Annotated in this window: 19 protein-coding genes and 1 pseudogene; 13 read left to right on the top strand and 7 right to left on the bottom strand. The window is 63.9% G+C overall.

Annotation, left to right across the window (positions count from 1 at the left end; all coding sequences use genetic code 11):
- Positions 1-128: 128 nt before the first annotated feature.
- Positions 129-1,481 (top strand): malonyl-CoA decarboxylase, encoded by a 1,353-nt coding sequence (locus N551_RS0133255; RefSeq protein ID WP_027570588.1) that lies wholly within the window; start codon positions 129-131, stop codon positions 1,479-1,481.
- A gap of 169 nt (positions 1,482-1,650) precedes the next feature.
- On the opposite strand, the gene tarD is transcribed toward N551_RS0133255, so the two are convergent.
- From tarD to N551_RS0133230, 5 genes are all read right to left on the bottom strand, one after another.
- Positions 1,651-2,820, bottom strand: a complete 1,170-nt coding sequence (gene tarD / locus N551_RS0133250; protein ID WP_027570587.1) for a D(-)-tartrate dehydratase — start codon at positions 2,818-2,820, stop codon at positions 1,651-1,653.
- Between the two features lie 147 nt (positions 2,821-2,967).
- On the bottom strand, positions 2,968-3,225 hold the full coding sequence (locus tag N551_RS0133245) for a DUF3297 family protein (protein WP_007613756.1): 258 nt from the start codon (positions 3,223-3,225) through the stop codon (positions 2,968-2,970).
- Entirely contained in the window at positions 3,222-3,698 is a 477-nt protein-coding gene (locus tag N551_RS0133240) for a glutathione peroxidase (protein ID WP_027519751.1), read from the bottom strand. The genes N551_RS0133245 and N551_RS0133240 overlap by 4 nt, the downstream gene beginning before the upstream one ends.
- Before the next feature lie 2 nt (positions 3,699-3,700).
- Positions 3,701-5,101 carry an amidase family protein gene (locus tag N551_RS0133235; protein WP_027570586.1) on the bottom strand — a complete coding sequence of 467 codons (1,401 nt, stop codon included), beginning with the start codon at positions 5,099-5,101 and terminating at the stop codon, positions 3,701-3,703.
- 207 nt (positions 5,102-5,308) lie between these two features.
- Entirely contained in the window at positions 5,309-5,566 is a 258-nt protein-coding gene (locus tag N551_RS0133230; RefSeq protein WP_007613759.1) for a hypothetical protein, read from the bottom strand.
- A 249-nt stretch (positions 5,567-5,815) separates the two neighbouring features.
- Between N551_RS0133230 and pqqA the strand changes: the two genes are divergently transcribed.
- The 10 genes from pqqA (at position 5,816) to N551_RS0133180 (ending at position 15,822) form a co-directional block, all read left to right on the top strand.
- A complete protein-coding gene (gene pqqA / locus N551_RS36480) occupies positions 5,816-5,896 on the top strand; it encodes a pyrroloquinoline quinone precursor peptide PqqA (protein WP_007595659.1) in 81 nt (26 codons plus the stop codon).
- 118 nt (positions 5,897-6,014) lie between these two features.
- The gene (pqqB, locus tag N551_RS0133220) at positions 6,015-6,944 is read left to right on the top strand and encodes a pyrroloquinoline quinone biosynthesis protein PqqB (protein ID WP_027570585.1); all 930 of its coding nucleotides are present in this window, start codon (positions 6,015-6,017) and stop codon (positions 6,942-6,944) included.
- 20 nt (positions 6,945-6,964) lie between these two features.
- On the top strand, positions 6,965-7,732 hold the full coding sequence (pqqC, locus tag N551_RS0133215; RefSeq protein WP_249800176.1) for a pyrroloquinoline-quinone synthase PqqC: 768 nt from the start codon (positions 6,965-6,967) through the stop codon (positions 7,730-7,732).
- A 10-nt stretch (positions 7,733-7,742) separates the two neighbouring features.
- Positions 7,743-8,054: a pyrroloquinoline quinone biosynthesis peptide chaperone PqqD gene (gene pqqD / locus N551_RS0133210; RefSeq protein WP_007613770.1), complete on the top strand. Its 312-nt coding sequence runs from the start codon at positions 7,743-7,745 to the stop codon at positions 8,052-8,054.
- On the top strand, positions 8,051-9,250 hold the full coding sequence (gene pqqE / locus N551_RS0133205) for a pyrroloquinoline quinone biosynthesis protein PqqE (protein WP_027570583.1): 1,200 nt from the start codon (positions 8,051-8,053) through the stop codon (positions 9,248-9,250). Before pqqD ends, pqqE begins: the two co-directional genes overlap by 4 nt.
- A complete protein-coding gene (gene pip / locus N551_RS0133200; protein ID WP_027570582.1) occupies positions 9,240-10,226 on the top strand; it encodes a prolyl aminopeptidase in 987 nt (328 codons plus the stop codon). Before pqqE ends, pip begins: the two co-directional genes overlap by 11 nt.
- A gap of 15 nt (positions 10,227-10,241) precedes the next feature.
- On the top strand, positions 10,242-10,919 hold the full coding sequence (locus N551_RS0133195; RefSeq protein WP_027570581.1) for a DUF4286 family protein: 678 nt from the start codon (positions 10,242-10,244) through the stop codon (positions 10,917-10,919).
- Positions 10,920-11,153: 234 nt separating this feature from the next.
- Positions 11,154-12,953, top strand: a complete 1,800-nt coding sequence (locus N551_RS0133190; RefSeq protein WP_027570580.1) for an FAD-dependent oxidoreductase — start codon at positions 11,154-11,156, stop codon at positions 12,951-12,953.
- The gene (locus N551_RS0133185) at positions 12,923-14,770 is read left to right on the top strand and encodes a 2-oxoacid:acceptor oxidoreductase subunit alpha (RefSeq protein ID WP_027570579.1); all 1,848 of its coding nucleotides are present in this window, start codon (positions 12,923-12,925) and stop codon (positions 14,768-14,770) included. Before N551_RS0133190 ends, N551_RS0133185 begins: the two co-directional genes overlap by 31 nt.
- Positions 14,767-15,822 carry a 2-oxoacid:ferredoxin oxidoreductase subunit beta gene (locus N551_RS0133180; protein WP_018454076.1) on the top strand — a complete coding sequence of 352 codons (1,056 nt, stop codon included), beginning with the start codon at positions 14,767-14,769 and terminating at the stop codon, positions 15,820-15,822. The genes N551_RS0133185 and N551_RS0133180 overlap by 4 nt, the downstream gene beginning before the upstream one ends.
- 4 nt (positions 15,823-15,826) lie before the next feature.
- Here N551_RS0133180 and N551_RS0133175 read toward each other — a convergent pair whose 3' ends face one another.
- Positions 15,827-16,270, bottom strand: coding sequence for a DUF4399 domain-containing protein (locus tag N551_RS0133175; protein WP_027570578.1), 444 nt, complete (start codon positions 16,268-16,270; stop codon positions 15,827-15,829).
- Positions 16,271-16,287: 17 nt separating this feature from the next.
- The gene (locus N551_RS0133170) at positions 16,288-17,850 is read right to left on the bottom strand and encodes an SUMF1/EgtB/PvdO family nonheme iron enzyme (RefSeq protein ID WP_027570577.1); all 1,563 of its coding nucleotides are present in this window, start codon (positions 17,848-17,850) and stop codon (positions 16,288-16,290) included.
- A gap of 300 nt (positions 17,851-18,150) precedes the next feature.
- On the opposite strand from N551_RS0133170, the pseudogene N551_RS36475 reads away from it, so the two are divergent.
- Together N551_RS36475 and N551_RS0133160 are read left to right on the top strand one after the other, a co-directional pair.
- Positions 18,151-18,773 (top strand): annotated as a pseudogene (locus tag N551_RS36475) (hypothetical protein).
- A gap of 31 nt (positions 18,774-18,804) precedes the next feature.
- The gene (locus N551_RS0133160) at positions 18,805-19,254 is read left to right on the top strand and encodes a DsrE family protein (protein WP_027570576.1); all 450 of its coding nucleotides are present in this window, start codon (positions 18,805-18,807) and stop codon (positions 19,252-19,254) included.
- The last annotated feature ends 104 nt before the right edge of the window (positions 19,255-19,358 follow it).

The raw sequence follows: 19,358 nt of genomic DNA, 5'->3' as shown, positions 1-19,358 counted from the left end.
CTTTCTTTGGGTTTTCGAAACGCACGCCCCCGCTAAACTTGCCAAACTCCCCCGCTTGATTGTGATCGGCTTCCGCCCAAATCCCGTGTAAGATTCCCGCACCGCACAAACCCGACACGAAAGCCCCGATGGCCAACGCCTTCTTCTCCGACTTGCTCACCACCATCTCCGAGCGCGGCCGCACGCTGCTTCGCCGCGGGGATTCTGCCGACACCAAGCCAGACGCCGACGGGCTCATCGAGCTCTGCGGCGCGCTGCTGTCGGGCCGGGGCGAAGCGTCGGGCACGGCGATGGCGCGTGAGGTGCTCGACATCTACCAGGAGCTGGATGCGGCGGGACGTCGCGCTTTCTTCGAAGCCCTGGTGCGCGATTTCGGCCCGGATCGGGAACGCCTGTCCAAGGCGATCGAGACATGGCGTGCCAAGCCGGCCGACGAGGATGCCAGCGCGCTTCATTTCGCCTCCGAGCCGCGCCGGCAGGAGCTGATCCGCCGCCTCAACCGCGCGCCCGGTGGCACCGGCGATCTCGTCAAGATGCGCGCCGACCTGCTCGACATGAGGAACGGGCACACCGATCTCGCCGCACTCGATCGCGACGTTTCGCATCTTCTCTCGTCATGGTTCAACAGGGGGTTTCTCGTGCTGCGCAGGATCGACTGGTCGACCCCGGCCAACATCCTCGAAAAGATCATCCGTTACGAGGCCGTGCACGAGATCAGCGACTGGGACGATCTGCGCCGCCGCATCGATCCGGTCGACCGCCGCTGCTACGCCTTCTTCCATCCCGCAATGGTGGACGAGCCCCTGATCTTCGTCGAGGTGGCGCTGACGGAGACGATCCCCGGGGCGATCGCGCCGCTGCTCGCCGTCGATCGCCCCTCCGTCCCGATCGAGCGCGCCCGCACCGCCGTGTTCTACTCGATCTCCAACACCCAGCGCGGTCTCGGCGGCATCTCGTTCGGCAGCTTCCTGATCAAGCAGGTGGTGGAGGAGCTGCGCCGCGAATTGCCCAAGCTCGACAATTTCGTGACGCTGTCGCCGGTACCGGGCTTCATGCCATGGGTGAAGCAGGACAAGGATTTGCCGCTGTCGGATGAGGACCGCGAAGTGCTGAAGCGCCTCGACGATCCCAAATGGTTCGAGAACCCCGAGACGACCACGCTGCTGCGTGGCGTGATCGAACCGCTCGCGGCGCACTACTTCCTCAAGGCGCGCACGCCGAAAGGCAAGCTGATCGACTCCGTCGCCCGCTTCCATCTCGGCAACGGCGCCCGCCTCGAGCGCATCAACTGGTTAGGCGATCTCTCGCCCAAGGGCGTGCGCGAGTCCGCCGGCGTGATGGTCAACTACCTCTACCGCCTCGACGACATCGAGAAGAACCACGAAGCCTACGCCAATGACGGCGAGGTCGTGGCCTCGAGCGCGGTGAAGAAGCTCTTGAAGGGCGAAGGACGGCGGCTGCTGGATATGCGGCTGTCGTAGCGATGCTGTCGTCCCGGCGAAGGCCGGGACCCATAACCACCAAAGACAGTTTGATGAAGACCCGGAGTTGCCAACTCCCTCCATAACCTCTCCCTGGGGTTATGGGTCCCGGGCTTCGCCGGGACGACACCGAATAATTAGCGCGGCCGTCGCCCCTAACATGCGCCTCCTACTCCGCCAGCGCCTTCATTTCCTTGTAGAGATCCGATTTGCCCTCGAAGCCGATGCCCGGCAGGTCGGGCATGGTGATGTGGCCGTTCTCGACGCGGACGCCGTCGGGGAAGCCGCCATAGGGCTGGAACAGGTCGGGATAGCTCTCATTGCCGCCGAGGCCCAAGCCGGCTGCGATGTTGAGCGACATCTGGTGGCCGCCGTGCGGGATGCAGCGGCTCGGCGACCAGCCATACGTTTTCAGCACCTCCAGCGTGCGCTGGTATTCGCACAGGCCGTAGGACAACGCGCAGTCGAATTGCAGCCAGTCGCGGTCGGGGCGCATGCCGCCGTAGCGTATCAAATTGCGGGCGTCCTGGTGGCTGAACAGGTTTTCGCCCGTTGCCATCGGTCCCGGATAGAATTCGGCGAGGGCTGCCTGCAGCGCGTAGTCGAGGGGATCGCCGACTTCCTCGTACCAGAACAGGGGATAATCCCGCAGCATCTTGGCATAGGCGATCCCGGTCTCGAGATCGAAGCGGCCGTTGGCGTCCACGGCGAGCTGCGCGTCCTTGCCGATCTCCTTCAGCACCGCCTCGATGCGGGCGCGGTCGTCCTCGATATCGGCGCCGCCGATCTTCATCTTCACGACGTTGTAGCCGCGATCGAGATAGCCGCGCATCTCGCCGCGCAGCATCGAGAGGTCCTTGCCCGGATAGTAATAGCCGCCGGCGGCGTAGACGAACACGCGTGGATTGGCTTTGACGCCATGACGCTCGGCGAGCAGGCGGAACAGCGGTTGGCCCGCGATCTTCGCCACCGCATCCCACACCGCCATGTCGATGGTGCCGACCGCGACGGAGCGCTCGCCATGGCCGCCCGGCTTCTCGTTGGTCATCATCGCGCCCCAGACCTTGTCGGGATCGAGATTGTCGCCGGCCGCGTTCAGCAGCGATTTCGAGTCGGCCTCCAGGATGCGCGCGGCAAAACGCTCGCGGATCAGGCCGCCCTGCCCGTACCGGCCGTTGGAGTTGAAGCCGTAGCCGACGACGCGCTTGCCGTCGCGGACGACGTCGGTGACGACGGCAACCAGGCTCGTCGTCATCTTGGTGAAATCGATATAGGCGTTGCGGATCGGCGAAGAGATCGGTTTCGTGATCTCGCGGACGTCGACGATGCGGACGGACATGGGGTTGGCCTTTCACTTTCGTCATTGCGAGGAGCTCTTGCGACGAAGCAATCCAGACTGCCTTCGCGGAAAGATCCTGGATTGCTTCGCTACGCTCGCAATGACAAGGAGAGAGCGCGCTCGATGACGGGTGGAGAGCGCGCGCTCCTACTTCTTATCCCTGAAATACGGCTCGACCGGGCCGTGCACCTTGATGGTCAGCGGGTTGCCGTGGCGGTCCTTGGCGTTGCCTGCGGTGACGCGAACCCAGCCTTCGCTGATGCAGTATTCCTCGACATTGGTCTTCTCGACACCCTTGAAGCGGATGCCGACGTCGCGCGCCAGGATGTCCGCATTGTAAAAGGGGCTGTTCGGATCGACCGAGAGGCGGTCCGGAAATTCGTCGCTCATGATTGTCTCGCTCATAACAGGGTCTCGATTTGCTGCCGCAATCCTTCGGGCCGCGCGGTCGGCGCATAGCGCGAAACCACCTTGCCGGCGCGATCCACCAGGAATTTGGTGAAATTCCATTTGATGGAGGCGCCGAGCAGGCCGGATTGCTGGCGTTTCAGGTACTCATACAACGGATGCGCATTGCTGCCGTTGACGTCGATCTTCTCGAACAGGGGAAAGGTGACGTCGTAATTGGTCGAGCAGAACGCCTGGATCTCGCTCGCCGGTCCAGGCTCCTGCGCACCGAACTGGTTACAGGGAAAGCCGAGCACCGAGAAGCCGCGCGGATTGAGATCGCGATGCAGATCCTCCAGCCCGCGATATTGCGGCGTGAAGCCGCATTTGCTCGCGGTGTTGACGATCAGCAGCACCTGCCCCTCGAAGCTGCGCATGGGCACTTCTTCGCCGAGAAGCGAGTTGGCCTTGAAGTCGTAGATCACCGACATCGCTAACCCACGGGATCGATCGGCGACGGCGGCACGCCGCCCGCCTCGATCGCTTCGCCGGCAAGGAGACAGAGATCCTCGCGATAGCGGCCGGACACGATGTGCACGCCAACGGGCGCCTTGCCGACGAGGCCGGTGGAGACCACGAGGCCCGGCAGGCCCATGAAGGGAATGGCGATCTGCGGCAGCTGTGCTTCCCAGACGCGTTTGAAGGCGTCGTCGTCCTTGCGGTCGAGATGATCGGGAAACGGCAATTCGCCGGAGACCGGCGTCAGCAGCACGGCATAGGTCTCGAAGAACAACATCCAGTCGCGGGTCAGCGTGGCGCGGCGGGTCAAAGCCTTGGCGTAATTTGCCTGGTCCATCGGCGTAAGCCTGGCGCGATTGCCGCGCAGGCACGCCAGAGCGCCCGGATCGCCCTCACGCTCGGCCATCTCGAGCTGCGCCTCGTAGCCGTCGCCCAGCCAGAGCTTGATCTGCCACTCGACGGCCTCGCGCATCGGCGGGGTGTTCTCGATTGTGTCGACGGTCCAGCCGGCACGCTCGAGCCGCTTGCCGGCGTCGATGACGGCGGCCTTCACCTCGGGCGCGGTGGCCAGGCCGTCCGGATTGAGACACAGCGCGGCGCGCTTGGGCCGCGCAGGGCCTTCCAGCGGCACCGGCACAAACCAGGGATCGCGGATGTCGCGGGCGGACATGGCCGCGAGCGAAATCCTGATGTCGTTGACGGTGCGGGCCAGCGGTCCCGACACCGCCATGATCTGCGGCCCGATCGGGCGCTCCGACAGGGCCGGATTGAAGGCCGGGATGCGGCCGAGCGTCGGGCGCAAGCCATGCACGCCGCAGGCATAGGCGGGATAGCGGATCGAGCCGGCGATATCGGTGCCGTGGGCGATGTGGCCGATGCCGGCCGCGACCGCGGAACCGGCGCCGCCGGACGAGCCGCCCGGCGTCAGCGAGGCGTCGCGGGGATTCTTGGTGTCGCCGTGGACCAGATTGGTGGTGAACCAGCGATAGGAGAAGGCCGGGCAATTGGTGCGCCCAAGGAGAATGGCGCCGGCTTTGCGGAAATTGGCAACCACCGGATTGTCCTCGCGCGCGATCAGGTCGCGCTGGAGCTTGAGGCCATTGGTGGTGGCAAAGCCCGCCTGGTCGACATTGGCTTTGATGGTGACGGGCACGCCGGCCAGCACACCGGGGTCCTCACCCCGCGCAATGGCGGCATCGACGGCGTCGGCCTGCTTGAGCACGTCCTCCGGGCGGTGGTCGATCACGGCGTTGAGGCTGGGATTGACGGCGTCGAGCCGGGCCAAGCCGGCCTGCGCGGCCTCCCTGGCGGAGACCTTTTTGGTTTTGACGAGGTTGGCGAGGTCGGCCGCCGACAGGCGCCAGAGATCTTGCATGGCTTGCTCCGTTTAACCGGCGTCTTTTAGCCCCGGGAACGCGGCAAAGCCATGCGGATTTCGCAGGGGCGAAGGGCGGGGGATGCCGGGTGAGGCTCATTCTCCGTCATTGCGAGCGAAGCGAAGCAATCCAGACTGCCTCCGCGGAAGCAGTCTGGATTGCTTCGTCGCAAGGGCTCGTCGCAATGACGGGGAGAGGGTCGGGGGCTAGTGCCGCGTCGCGGACTGGTCCGGGATGTCCAGCAATGCCTCGGTGAAGGGGAATTCGAGCACGATCTCGCCTTCGCGGTCGGTGACCTCGATGACGGCCTCAAGTAGGGCCGGCTGGGTGCCTTCCGATCTCAGCACCTCCAGAATCATCTGGCGGGCAACCTCCCAGGCGCGATCGGGATTGCGCAAATCCTCTCCCTCAGGATCCACGATCAGTTCGTCGCCGATACGGGTGTTGAAGAAATATCTGGGCATCACGAAGTTCCAGTTGGGTCGCCTGTACCGGATTGAAAGCTGCACTGCACTCACAACTGCTTTATCAGGACAGGGTTCGCGACCGAATGCGCCAAGCGCAGGGCTGCATCACCAGAAAGTACCGTTCCCCGGGCTTTTCTCGCGGCGCAATATGCTCTTGTTCGGGAAAATTTCACTGGCGAACTTTTGTGCTCGCAGTAACTTAGCCCCGGGCGGATACGTCCGAAATCTCGAAAATGGAGAGCCGAAATGGCCTGGAAAGCCCCGAAGATCGTCGAAGTGCCCTGTGGCATGGAAATCAACATGTATGTGAGCGCCACCCGCAAGTAAGCGGTTGGTGAATTCGCGTTCTGCGCAGGTGGATCTTTCGGTCACGATGCATGTCCGGAAGACGGGATTTGTGTTTGCGTGAGGTCCACCTCGCGACATTGCTTCCAGGAGACGGATCATGCTTCGCGTCGTCGTCCTGGGCGCCGCAGCCGGCGGCGGAGTGCCGCAATGGAATTGCGGCTGCGAGGGCTGCCGGACGGCCCGTGAAAACGGCCAAGAGCTGCAACGGACCCAAGCCTCGGTCGCCTTCAGTGGCGACGGCGAGCATTGGTTCTTGATCAACGCCTCCCCCGACCTCCGCCAGCAACTGAATGCCACGCCACAGCTGCATCCGAAGGCAGGCGCGCTGCGCCATACGCCGATCGCAGGCGTGATCCTGACCAACAGTGAAGTGGACGCGGTGGCAGGCCTGCTGTCGATGCGCGAGGGCTCGCCCTTCACGGTCTATGCGCATGAGAAGGTGCTGGCGATCCTGAAGGCCAACAGCATCTTCAACGTGCTGAACGAGAAGAACGTGCAGCGCCAGCCAGTCGACACCAACGAGCCGTTCGAGCCGCGGCTGCCGGACGGGGCGCGCTCAGGCATCGAGGTGCTGCCCTTCGCGGTCTCGGGCAAATCGGCCTGGTACCTGGAAGGCAAGGCGCATCCGGGCGGCGACGCCGGCGAGGGCGATACGCTGGGGCTGAAGATCACCGATAAATCGACCGGCAAATGCTTCTACTTCATCGCCGCCTGCGCCGAGGTCACCGACGCGCTCAAGGCCGAGATCGACGGCGCCGCGCTGGTGTTCTTCGACGGCACGGTGTGGCAGGACGACGAGATGATCAAGGCCGGGCTTAGCCACAAGACCGGCAAGAGCATGGGCCATGTCGCGATGTCCGGCGACCACGGCGCCATCGCGCGGCTCGCCGACCTCACTCTCGACAGGAAAATATTTCTGCATATCAATAACTCGAACCCGGCGCTGCTGCCCGCTTCCCCCGAGCGCAAGGCCGCTGAAGCGGCGGGCTGGCAGATACCCGCTGACGGAACGGAGATCGTGCTGTGAATGCCGCCTCACTGAGTGGAATGACCGCGCTCTCGGTCGGCAAGGACATCAGGCTCACTAGCGCCGAGGAGCTGGAGGCGGCGCTGCGCCATATCGGTGCGACGCGCTATCACAGCCTGCATCCGTTCCATAAGATGCTGCACGGCGGCAAGCTGAACAAGGGCCAGGTCCAGGCCTGGGCGCTGAACCGCTACTATTACCAGAGCACCATCCCGATCAAGGACGCGGTGGTGATCTCGCGCTTCCGCGACCGCGCCACGCGCGTGGAATGGCGCCACCGCATCGAGGATCATGACGGCGATATCGGCTCCGAAGGCGGTATCGAGCGCTGGCTGAAGCTGACCGACGGCCTCGGGCTGGACACAGCTTACGTGGAATCGACCGAAGGCATCCTGCCCGCGACGCGCTTTGCGGTGGAAGCCTATGTGCACTATTGCCGCGAGAAGTCGCCGCTGGAGGCAATCGCCTCCTCGCTCACCGAATTGTTCGCGCCGAACCTGCACGAAGAACGCATCTCCGGAATGCTGGAGCACTACGACTTCGTCAATCCTGATATCATGAGCTACTTCAAGCGCCGGCTGGCGCAGGCGCCGCGCGACGCCGGCTTTGCGCTCGACTATGTCAAGGCGCATGCCACCACGCCCGAGCAACGCGCGTCCGTCTGCAACGCGCTGATCTTCAAGACCAACGTGTTATGGGTGCAGCTCGACGCGCTCCAGCACGCCTATGTCGAAGGCCACATTCCGCCGGGCGCGTTCGTGCCCCAAGAACACCAAAAAGCGAGCTGAGGAACAAGCGATGGCCGGGCCGCGTCACATCAGCGTCAGCGAGACCAGCCGGCCGGTGCTGCCGCGGCACGCCAAGCTGAAATATGACGAGACGCGAAAGGTCTGGGTGATCCTGGCGCCCGAACGCGTGCTGGCGCCGGACGAGATCGCGGTCGAGGTCTTGCAGCTCTGCGACGGCGAGCGCAATGTCGGCGAAATGTCCGACCAGCTCGCGGCAAAATACGCCGCGCCGCGCGAGGCGATCCTGGCCGACGTCATTGTCATGCTGCAGGATCTCGCCGACAAGGGCTTTCTCACGGAGGCCCGGGAGAAGACGTCATGAGCGATGTGCTCGGCAATCCCACCATCCCGCCCGACGCCAGCGACAGCCTCGCGGTGCTGGAGAAGAGCCGCTCGACGGCAGAGACGTTCGGCATTCCGCTCGCCGTGCTGCTCGAAATCACCCATCGCTGCCCGCTGCAATGCCCCTATTGCTCCAACCCGGTCGAGCTCGACCGCTCGGGCAAGGAGCTGACCACCGAGGAATGGAAGAAGGTATTGAGCGAGCTCGCCGAGATCGGCGTGCTCCAGGTGCATTTCTCCGGCGGCGAGCCGACCGCGCGCAAGGACCTGGTCGAGCTGGTCAAGCATGCCAGCGATGTCGGCCTCTACACCAACCTCATCACCTCGGCGGTGCTGCTGTCGCGCGAGCGGCTGAGCGAGCTTGCCGATGCCGGGCTCTGCCACGTCCAGATCAGCTTCCAGGGCGTTGAAGAAGCCCTCGCCGATCGCGTCGGCGGCTACAAAAACGGGCACCGCAAGAAGCTCGAAGTGGCAAAATGGACGCGCGAGCTCGATTTGCCGCTCACCGTGAATGCGGTGATGCACCGGCAGAACCTGCACCAGTTGCCTGATATCATCCAGATGTCGGTCGACCTCGACGCCGACCGGCTCGAGGTCGCCAACGTCCAATATTACGGCTGGGCGCTGAAGAACCGCGCCGCCTTGATGCCGACGGTGGCGCAGCTCGACGAGTGCACCCGCATCGTCGAAGAAGCGCGCGAGCGGCTGAAGGGCCGGCTGACGATCGACTATGTGGTGCCCGATTATTACGCGCTGCGGCCGAAGAAGTGCATGGGCGGCTGGGGCCGGCAGTTCTTCAACATTTCGCCGGCCGGCAAGGTGCTGCCCTGCCACGCCGCCGAGAGCATCACCGGGCTCGACTTCGAATCGGTGCGCTCCAACCATTCGATCGCCTGGATCTGGCAGAACTCGGAGGCCTTCAACCGCTATCGCGGCACCGGCTGGATGAAGGAGCCGTGCAAGAGTTGCGAATTCCGCGAGGTCGATTTCGGCGGCTGCCGCTGCCAGGCCTTTGCGCTGACCGGTGATGCCGCCAACACCGATCCTGCCTGTGCGCTGTCGCCGCTGCACGAGACCATCTTCAAGCAGGCCGAGCGCGAGGCCGAGGGCGAAACCAACCGCTTCGTCTATCGCAATTTCGCCGGCGGCACTCTGGAATCCGGGAATGATGCCTGACGCCGACGCGGCCAGCTCAGTCAAGCGCGCCGATCCCTTTGCGCCGCTGACCTCCGAAATGCTCGACGTCGGCGACGGCCACGAGCTCTATGTCGAGAGCGTCGGCCGCACCGACGGAATCCCCGCGGTCTATCTGCATGGCGGCCCCGGCAGCGGCTGCCAACCCGACCATCGCCGCCTCTTTGATCCCGACCGTTTCCATGCCGTGCTGTTCGACCAGCGCGGCTGCGGCCGCAGCCGGCCGAAGGGATCGCGCGCACACAACACCACGCAGCATCTGATCGCGGACATGGAACAGATCCGCGAGAAATTCGGGGTCGCGCGCTGGATGGTGGTCGGCGGCTCCTGGGGCGCGACGCTGGCGCTGGCTTATGCGCAGGCCCATCCTACGCGCGTCTCCGGGATTGCGCTCCGCGCGACGTTTCTCGGCACGCGTGCTGAAGTCGAGATCGCCTTCACCTCGCGCCTGTCGCAATTCTACCCCGCCCTCTACGAGGATTTCCTCAGCGTGCTGCCGGTCGAGGAACGCGCGCGGCCAGTGGAGGCCTATTATCGCCGCATCCTCGATCCCGATCCGGCCGTGCATGGCCCCGCATCGCGCGCCTGGCACGACACCGAGCGCGCCCTGTCGGAGCACAAGGCGGCAAAGACTCGCCTGGACCTGGCGTCGCTGAACGTGTGGCGCACATTGCCGGCGACGCCGTTCATGGAGGCGCATTATTTCGTCCAGGACAGCTTCATGACGGAGAACCAGTTGTTGCGGAACGCCGGCAAGCTCGACGGCATCCCCGGCATCATCGTCCAGGGCCGCTACGATCTGTTGTGCCCTCCCGAGACATCGCAGGCGCTCGCGAAAGCGTGGCCGGGTTCCGAGATTCGCGTCGTGGAAGAAGCCGGACATTCGCTCTATGATGCCGGCGTGCGGGACGCGGTCATGAAGTCGATCGCGGATATCGCTTCGAAGATTTCGCGATAGCGGGACAACAAGAAAATGCCACTCGCCGGGAAGGGCATGCTGCTGACGTCGATGAACATCGATGCGGCCGCCGAAGCCGATTTCAATCGCTGGTACGATCGCGAGCATCTGGAAGAGCGCGTTGCGATCGAGGGTTTTCTGGAGGCGCGGCGCTATGTCGCGCACGCCGCCAATCCCAAATACCTCTCGCTGTATTCGACCGCGACACTCGACGTGCTCGACAGTCCCGCCTACCGGGCGCGGCTCGCCAACCAGACTGAATGGTCGCGGCGGAGCATGGCGCATTTCAAGGACATGCTGCGCGTGGTCGCCCGCATCACGATCAGCAATGGTACCGGACGCAGCGCGGCGCTCGGCCTCGTGCGGCTGCGGCCGACGCCGGACAATGCAGCCGCGTGGCGTGACGCACTGCAAGAACGGCTGGCGCCGGACAAGCACGACGGTATCATCTCGATGCATCTGCTCGAGAGCGAGCCGGAATTGTCGGGCGCAACGGCGGATGTTCCGGCAGTACGCAATGAAGGCGCGCGCGACTGGTTCGTGCTGATCGACGGCACGCATGTCGGCGCGGTCTCGGCCGTGATCGCTGCGCGCTTCACCGGCCCTGCCGCCTCGCCATTCCCGCTTCCCGTGTCGGTCGGCACCTACAGCCTGATGTGGGACCTCGCCAAGAGCGACATCGCGCGCAACTAAGCCGTCGCACGCATTGCAACATGTTGCACCGCCACATACTGCGCGCGGCCGTTAATGCTGTGTGCGCGTGGCGCCCATGAAAGAGGGGAAGCGCGAAATTTGCCGTTGTACTTCGGAACGGTTCTAATAAGCTAACCCAATGACGTCATTCAGAAACCAGATCGCCGCGCGTTAGCGTTCGCCAAGCTCAAGAAAAGGCCGCCGGGTCTTTGAGCCTGCGCGGACAGGGTAGGAATGAAACCGACCGATATTGCGGCCCCCGACTACTTTCACAAAGTGGTCGATTGCCAATGGGCCTGTCCTGCGCACACCCCCGTTCCCGAATACATCCGACTGATCGCCCAAGGCCGCTACAGCGACGCCTATATGATCAATTGGAAATCGAACGTGTTTCCCGGAATTCTGGGACGCACCTGCGATCGCCCATGCGAGCCGGCGTGCCGCCGCGGACGTGTCGAGGAGACGCCGGTCGCGATCTGCCGCCTGAAGCGCGTCGCCGCCGACTTCAAGGACGACATCACGCAACGCCTGCCGCGGCCCGCGGCCAAGAACGGCAAGCGCGTTGCCTTCGTCGGCGGCGGTCCCGCTTCGCTGACGGTGGCGCGCGATCTCGCGCCGCTCGGCTATCATTGCACCGTGTTCGACGCCGATCCCCAAGCCGGCGGCATGATGCGCTCGCAGATCCCGAAATTCCGCCTGCCCGACTCGGTCATCGACGAGGAGACCGGCTACATCCTGGGTCTCGGGGTCGACTTCAAGGGCGGCCACCGCATCGAGAGCATGAAGGCGCTGCTCGCGGAGAAGTACGACGCGATCTTCGTCGGCTCCGGCGCACCGCGCGGCCGCGAGCTCGACATTCCCGGACGCAAGGAAGCCGCCGCCAACGTCCATATCGGCATCGATTGGCTGTCCTCGGTCTCGTTCGGCCATACCGACAAGATCGGCAAGCGCGTCATCGTGCTCGGCGGCGGCAACACCGCGATGGATTGCTGCCGCACCGCGCGCCGCCTCGGCGGCGAAGAGGTGAAGGTCGTCGTGCGCTCCGGCTTCGAGGAAATGAAGGCCTCGCCCTGGGAAAAGGAAGACGCGCTCCACGAGGACATCCCGATCCTCAACTTCCTCGTGCCCACGGCTTTCGTCCACGATAACGGCAAGCTCACCGGTATCACCTTCCAGAAGGTGAAGGCCGAATACGACGCCAAGGGCCGCCGCAATCTCGTGCCCTCGGGCGAGCCGGACCAGACCATCGAATGCGACGACGTGCTGGTCGCGGTCGGCCAGGAGAACGCTTTCCCCTGGATTGAGCAGGATTGCGGCATCGAGTTCGACAAATGGCACATGCCCAAGGTCGATCCGAAGACGTTCGTATCCACCAATCCAAAAGTGTTCTTCGGCGGCGACGCCGCGTTCGGGCCGAAGAACATCATCTGGGCGGTGGCGCAGGGCCATGACGCCGCGCTGTCGATCCACAAAATGCTCTCGGGCGAGGACGTCACCGAGCGGCCATTGCCGGAGGTGCACGTCTCCTCGCAGAAGATGGGCATCCACGAATGGAGCTATGACAACGACATCTCCAACGACAAGCGCTACAAGGTGCCGCATCGCGACAAGGTGATCGCGCTGAAGGACATCCGCACCGAGGTCGAACTCGGCTACGACGTCAAGCTCGCGCTCGGCGAAGCCCATCGCTGCCTGAACTGCGACGTCCAGACCGTGTTCTCGACATCGCTCTGCATCGAGTGCGATGCCTGCGTCGACATCTGTCCGATGGATTGCATCACCTTCACGGAAAATGGCGAGGAAACCGATCTGCGCCAGCGCCTGAAGGCGCCGTCACTGCATCCCGACCAGGACCTCTACGTGTCCTCTGATCTCAAGACCGGGCGCGTGATGGTGAAGGACGAGGACGTCTGCCTGCATTGCGGGCTGTGCGCCGAGCGTTGTCCCACCGGCGCCTGGGACATGCAGAAATATTTGATCGAAATGACTCAAGCGGGTTCGACATGTCCGACAAAAAGCCGATCAGCAGCGTAAACGACTTCGTCGTCCGCTTCGCCAACGTCAACGGATCGGGCTCGGCCAGCGCCAACGAGATGTTCGCGCGCGCGATCCTGCGCCATGGCGTTCCGGTCAGCCCGCGCAACATTTTCCCCTCCAACATCCAGGGCCTGCCGACCTGGTACGAGGTGCGGGTGACCGAAGATGGCCATCTCGGCGCCCGCGGCGGCGTCGACATGATGGTCGCCATGAACCCGCAGACCTGGGACAAGGACGTGGCTGGCATCGAGCCCGGCGGCTATCTGTTCTATGATTCCACCAAGCCGATGCCGTCGACGAAATTCCGCGACGACATCACCGTGATCGGCGTTCCCTTGACTGCGATCACCAACTCGACCTACACCGATCCGCGCCAGCGCCAGCTGTTCAAGAACATCATCTATCTCGGGGCACTCTCGGCGCTGCTCGACATGGATCCGAAGCTGATCGAGCAGCTCATCGGCGAACAGTACAAGGGCAAGGAGAAGCTCTTGTCCTCCAACGTCCACGCGCTGCATCTCGGCCGCGACTGGGCGCTGCAAAACCTGAAATGCCCGACCGGGCTGCGGGTGAAGAAGTCCGACAAGGTCGGCGACCGCATCTTCATCGAGGGCAACAGCGCGGCCGCGCTCGGCGCCGTCTATGGCGGCGCCACGGTATGCGCCTGGTATCCGATCACGCCATCCTCGTCGGTAGCGGAGGCTTTCACCGCCCACTGCAAGAAGTACCGGCACGATCCCGAGACCGGCAAGGCCAAATACGCCATCGTGCAGGGCGAGGACGAGCTCGCTTCGATCGGCATCGTGATCGGCGCCTCCTGGAACGGCGCCCGCGCCTTCACCGCGACCTCAGGCCCCGGCATCTCGTTGATGACCGAGTTCATTGGACTTTCGTACTTCGCCGAAATCCCGGCCGTGATCATGAACATCCAGCGCGCCGGTCCCTCGACCGGCATGCCGACCCGCACCCAGCAATGCGACATCATCGCCTGCGCCTATGCTTCGCATGGCGACACCAAGCATGTGCTGCTGTTCCCCGAAGATCCCGCTGAAGCGTTCGAGTTCGCGGCCGCGGCCTTCGATCTCGCCGAGCGGCTCCAAACCACCATCTTCCTGATGCTGGACCTCGACATCGGCATGAACCACCGGCTCTGCCGTCCGCTGAAGTGGGACGATTCCAAGCAATATGACCGCGGCAAGGTGATGACGGCGGAGATGCTGGACGAAGGCCGCGACTTCGGCCGCTATCTCGACGTCGACGGCGACGGCATCCCCTACCGCACCTATCCCGGCACGCATCCGACCAAGGGGTCCTATTTCACCCGCGGCACGTCGCGTGACCGCTATGCGCGTTACTCCGAGGAAGGCTCGGTCTACGCCGACAACATGCAGCGGCTCATGCGCAAGTTCGAGTCCGCGCAGGACATGGTGCCGCGGCCGCTCCAGGCCAATGCGGAACGGCCGACCAAATACGGCGTGATCTATTTCGGCTCAACCTCGCCGGCGATGGACGAGGCGATCGGGCTGCTGGAAACGCGCGGGCACCAGCTCGACCGCCTGCGCATCCGAGCCTTCCCGTTTCACTCCAGCGTGGCGAGCTTCCTCGCCGAGCACGATTTCGTCTACGTCGTCGAGCAGAATCGCGACAGCCAGCTGCGCCAGTTGATCGTCAACGAGAACGGCATCGACCCGGTGCGGCTGGTGCCGATCGTGCATTACGACGGCTCACCGATCACCGCCCGCTTCATCGCAAAAGCCATTGGCGACCACCAGGATCACCTCAAGGTGACCCCGCTCCGCAAGGCCGTGTCATGACCTACATTGCAAAGCCGAAATTCCACCATCCCGGGCTGAAGAAGAACGAGCTCGGCTACACCCATCGCGACTACGAAGGCAAGATCTCGACGCTGTGCGCCGGCTGCGGCCATGATTCGATCACGGCCTCGATCATCGAGGCCTGCTATGAGCTCTCGATCGAGCCGCACCGGGTGGCAAAAATCTCGGGCATCGGCTGCTCGTCCAAGACGCCCGACTATTTCCTCGGCAATTCGCACGGCTTCAACTCCGTGCACGGCCGCATGCCGTCGGTCCTGACCGGAGCCAACCTCGCCAATCGCGATTTGATCTATCTCGGCGTCTCCGGCGACGGCGATTCCGCCTCGATCGGCTTCGGCCAGTTCGCGCATTCGATCCGGCGCGGCGTCAACATGACCTATATCGTCGAGAACAACGGGGTCTACGGCCTGACCAAGGGCCAGTTCTCGGCGACCGCCGACCGCGGCTCGAAGAGCAAAAAGGGCGTCACCAACACCGACAACGCCATCGACCTCGTCGCGATCGCGCTGCAGTTGGGCGCGACTTTCGTCGCGCGCTCGTTCTCCGGCGACAAGACCCAGCTCGTGCCGCTGATCGCGGCCGCGATCCGCCACAAGGGCGCTTCGTTCATCGACGTCATCAGCCCCTGCATCGCCTTCAACAACCACGCCGGCTCGACCAAGAGCTTCGACTATGTCCGCGAGCACAATGACGCGGTGAACCGGCTCGACGTGCTGGTTGGCCGCGATCCGATCGCGGTGGATTACGCACCAGGCACGGTGCAGATGGTCGAGCAGCATGACGGCAGCAGGATCGCGCTGCGCAAGATCGACGCCGACTACGATCCGCATGACCGGCTCGGCGCCCAGACCTTTCTGCAAAAGCACGCCGCCAAGGGACAGATCGTCACCGGCCTGCTCTACGTCGACCCTGATGCGGAAGATCTGCACGAGCATCTCAACACGGTCGAGACGCCGCTCAACACGCTGGAAGCGGACACGCTCTGCCCGGGCTCGGCGGCGCTGGACAAGTTCAACGCCAGCCTGCGGTGATCGCCTATCGCGCCGCGGCCGGCTGCCGGACGCGTATGGCGATTTTCTCCGACACGATGGGCGGCTCGAACGGATAGTGCCTGGCATCGCCCAGCACGAGCTGAAGCGTGTGCGTTCCGGGCGGAAGCTCGAGCAGCGTTTCGGTCTGCCCTGCCCCGAAATGCAGATGCGACTTGTCCTGCAGGATCGGCTCCTTGGGATCGATGGGATCGTTGACGTCGATCAGCAGATGATGGTGGCCGGCGTTCTGATACTCGTCGCCGGCATGGGTCACTCCCATGTTGCGCAAGCCGAACCGGACCCAGAATCCGCCGCGGACCTTCTGCCCGTCATGCGGGGTGATGAAATAGAGCTTTGCGTCCTTGGGCGCTGCCTTGCCTTGCGAGAAGGCTACCGCCGGGAGCAATGCAAGCGCCGCCGCCAGCGCGACGCAACGAAATATCTGCATCAAACCAACTCCACCACTTAGGGACTGAGCGCCACGCGGAATCCGTGCGTGGGATAACGAACATTGGTGTCGTAGCCGTCGCGGTTGGACGGCCGCACATATCTCGAATCGTTCTTCCAGGAGCCCGAGCGCAGGACATGAGCGCTGCAGTCCCCGCTGCTCCATGCCGAGCCGTCGCCGGGCGCGCCCTGATAGGTCTTGTGCCAGCAGTCCTCGACCCACTGATCGACGCCCCCGCCCATGTCGTGGAGCCCGAACGGATTCGGCCTGAAGCTGCCGACCTTCGCGGGCTGCTCGGCCGCGAGATCACCGCAATCCTTGCAGCCGGCCATGCCCGGCTGCAGCTTGTCGCCCCACCAATATTTGGTCTGCGTTCCGCCCCGCGCGGCATATTCCCATTCGGCTTCGCTCGGAAGCCGATAAGTCTTCTTCGTCGCCTGAGCGAGATAGGCCGCATATTGCTGCGCGTCGGTCCAGCTCACATTGCTGACAGGCGCATCGTCCTTGCCGATCGCCGTGAAGCCGCACGCCTTTGCAGCGGCGCACTCGTTCCATTCCTGCACGGTCACCGGATATTTTCCGATCGAGAACGGCTTGACCGTCACCTGATGGACAGGACGCTCGGTCGGGTCGTCGTTGCTTCCCATCGCAAAGCTGCCGCCGCGAATGGCGACCATCTCGGGTTCGCGGACGGGAATTGGCGATTGACTTGCCGATTGACTCGTCGATTGAATTGGCGCCGGAGCGGGCGATGGAGATGACGAAGCCGCGGAGGGAGACGGCTGCGGCGTCTGCGGCGCCGCTTCGCGCGGCGGAGGCTGCGGGCTCGGCGGTGCGGCCGGAGAAGTGGCAGGAGAAACGGTAGTGACGGCGGCCTGCTCGCCCACCCTGCCCGGCGTCTGAGCCAGCAGATACCACAGCACGCCGGCGGCCATCACCGACAGCGTGATTCCCAGGAGAAAGATCAGAGCATTCTCGCGCCGCCCGCGCGTCCTGCCGACCGCGTCTGCATCCGGCAGCACTTTATAGACGCGCACGGGATCGGTGATGTTCTTGACTTTGCGGTCCCCGAGCGACTCGTAACCGCACACGACCTTGTGCTTTATCTGCTCGTAGATCGCGCCGGAGATAAAGACCTGGCCTGGCTCTGCGATGCCCTCGATGCGCGTCGCGATGTTGACGCCATCGCCGTAGACGTCATCAGGCTCCACGATGACGTCACCGAGATTGACGCCGATCCGGTACTCGATCCGGGTCTCCTTCGGAAGCGAGGCGTTGCGGCCGATGAGATTTTGCTGGATGACGATGCTGCATCGCACGGCCTCGACCGGACTGTCGAAGATCGCGATGAAGCCATCGCCCGTCGTCTTCACCAGACTTCCGTGGTGCTCGACGATGCTGGGCTGGATGAGATCCCGCTCGATCCGCTTGACGCGGACGTGCGTGCCCTCCTCGTCGGCCTGCATCAGGCGGCTGTAGGAAGCGATGTCACCGACAATGATGGCCGCGAGACGACGAGGCACAGGGCCGTGTGTGGGCGGCTCGTCATTCCCGGATCTGAAGTTGCGAATTTCGCCCATTGCGGGGGGACTCCACAAACTACAAGGCAGACCCCAGCCTACGACTGCGAGAGGCGATCGTCTGTGAAGGCTATCACATCGATGAAATCGGGCAACGTCGGAGCAATCGTCGGCGTCGAGTTCCGAAAGGCGAAGGCGTCAGCTCGAATGAACCTTCGTGACCCCACCGAAGACTAACGCCCGGCGTGGAACTTCACCTCGCTCCGTCCTGCGAAGATCACGTCAGATTGCGAACGTTGAACGCGTCGTACCTGGGCGGCGTCTACAGCGTACAGCTCAGTTGCTGCACGCGAGGCCATCATGAAGTTTTTTCTCGTTGCTGCCGTCTTCCTCGCCGCGTTTGCCGGCGCGGCCCACGCCGAGGAGGCCGACGATCTCCGTGAGGCCAGCAAGGCCGAAGTCGAGACCTTCAACGCGCGCATGTATGTCGGTGCACCCGGCAACAGGGCCTATGCCTGCTTCGTGCGGCGCTACGATGCCGAGCATCTGCCGCACCATCCGAAGCAGAAGGTCGCCTCGATGAAGAGCTGCTGATCTCGGCGGAATTGGACACGGAGGACAAGCAGCTCCACAACTCCTTCCGCCTCGGATTCAGATATCGTCACCGCTCCGGCGATTTCGACTCCAGCGGCTCCTGTCATCACGCCGTGTTTACCAAGGACGGCACCGAGATCCGCCTCGGTTGCGGCGTCGACTGCGAGGGCGGCGGCATCGGCGTCGCGCTCTCGAAGGACGACAAATCGGCGATCGTGCGGCTGGCGCGGGTCAGGGTCTGGCAGAACAACAAGCCGGATGAGGATGCCGAGCAATCGCTGGTCGCCGGGGCCGATGACGGGATTTTCCGCCTAGATCGAACGGACAACAAGGAATGCGCCTCGCTCGTGACCGACCGCAAGGAACTCGCCGCGCTCCGCCACAAATGATATGTGTCCGGCGCAATCGAGGGAGATCGTCATGAACCGCCGGAACATGTTGTGGAGCGCCATCTCAGGCCTGGGCGCGGCGCTTGGCGCCTCCAGCGCGAAGGCCGCGACCGAAGCCGGCACGGGCAACAAGCTGAAGGTGGTCTATCATTTGAGCGATGCCGAGAAGGTCAATTTCGTGCTGGGCAACATCCAGAACCACATCGACGGCGTGGGCGGCCCCGAGCATGTGACGATCGCGCTGGTGATCCACGGACCGGCGCTGAAGGCGTTTCACTGGGCGCAGGCCAACCCTGACATCAGCAAGCGCGTCGGCGATTTCTCCAAGGATGGCGTCGAGCTTGCCGCCTGCGGCAACACGATGAAGGCGCAGAACGTCACGCTCACGGATCTCTTGCCGGGCTTCGTCAGCGCGGAGAAGGGCGGCGTGGTCCGTTTGGCCGAGCTCCAGTCGCACGGCTATCTTTATCTGCGGCCGTAGGGCGCGGGAGGCGCCGCTACATTGTCCGTCATTGCGAGCGCAGCGAAACAATCCAGTCCCTCCACTGAGGCAGACTGGATTGATTCGTCGCAAGGGCTCCTCGC

The sequence above is a fragment of the Bradyrhizobium sp. URHA0013 genome (assembly GCF_000518345.1).
GTDB lineage: Bacteria > Pseudomonadota > Alphaproteobacteria > Rhizobiales > Xanthobacteraceae > Bradyrhizobium.
The sequence above is the reverse complement of the archived record's forward strand: the minus strand, read 5'-3'. Positions and strand labels throughout refer to the sequence as shown.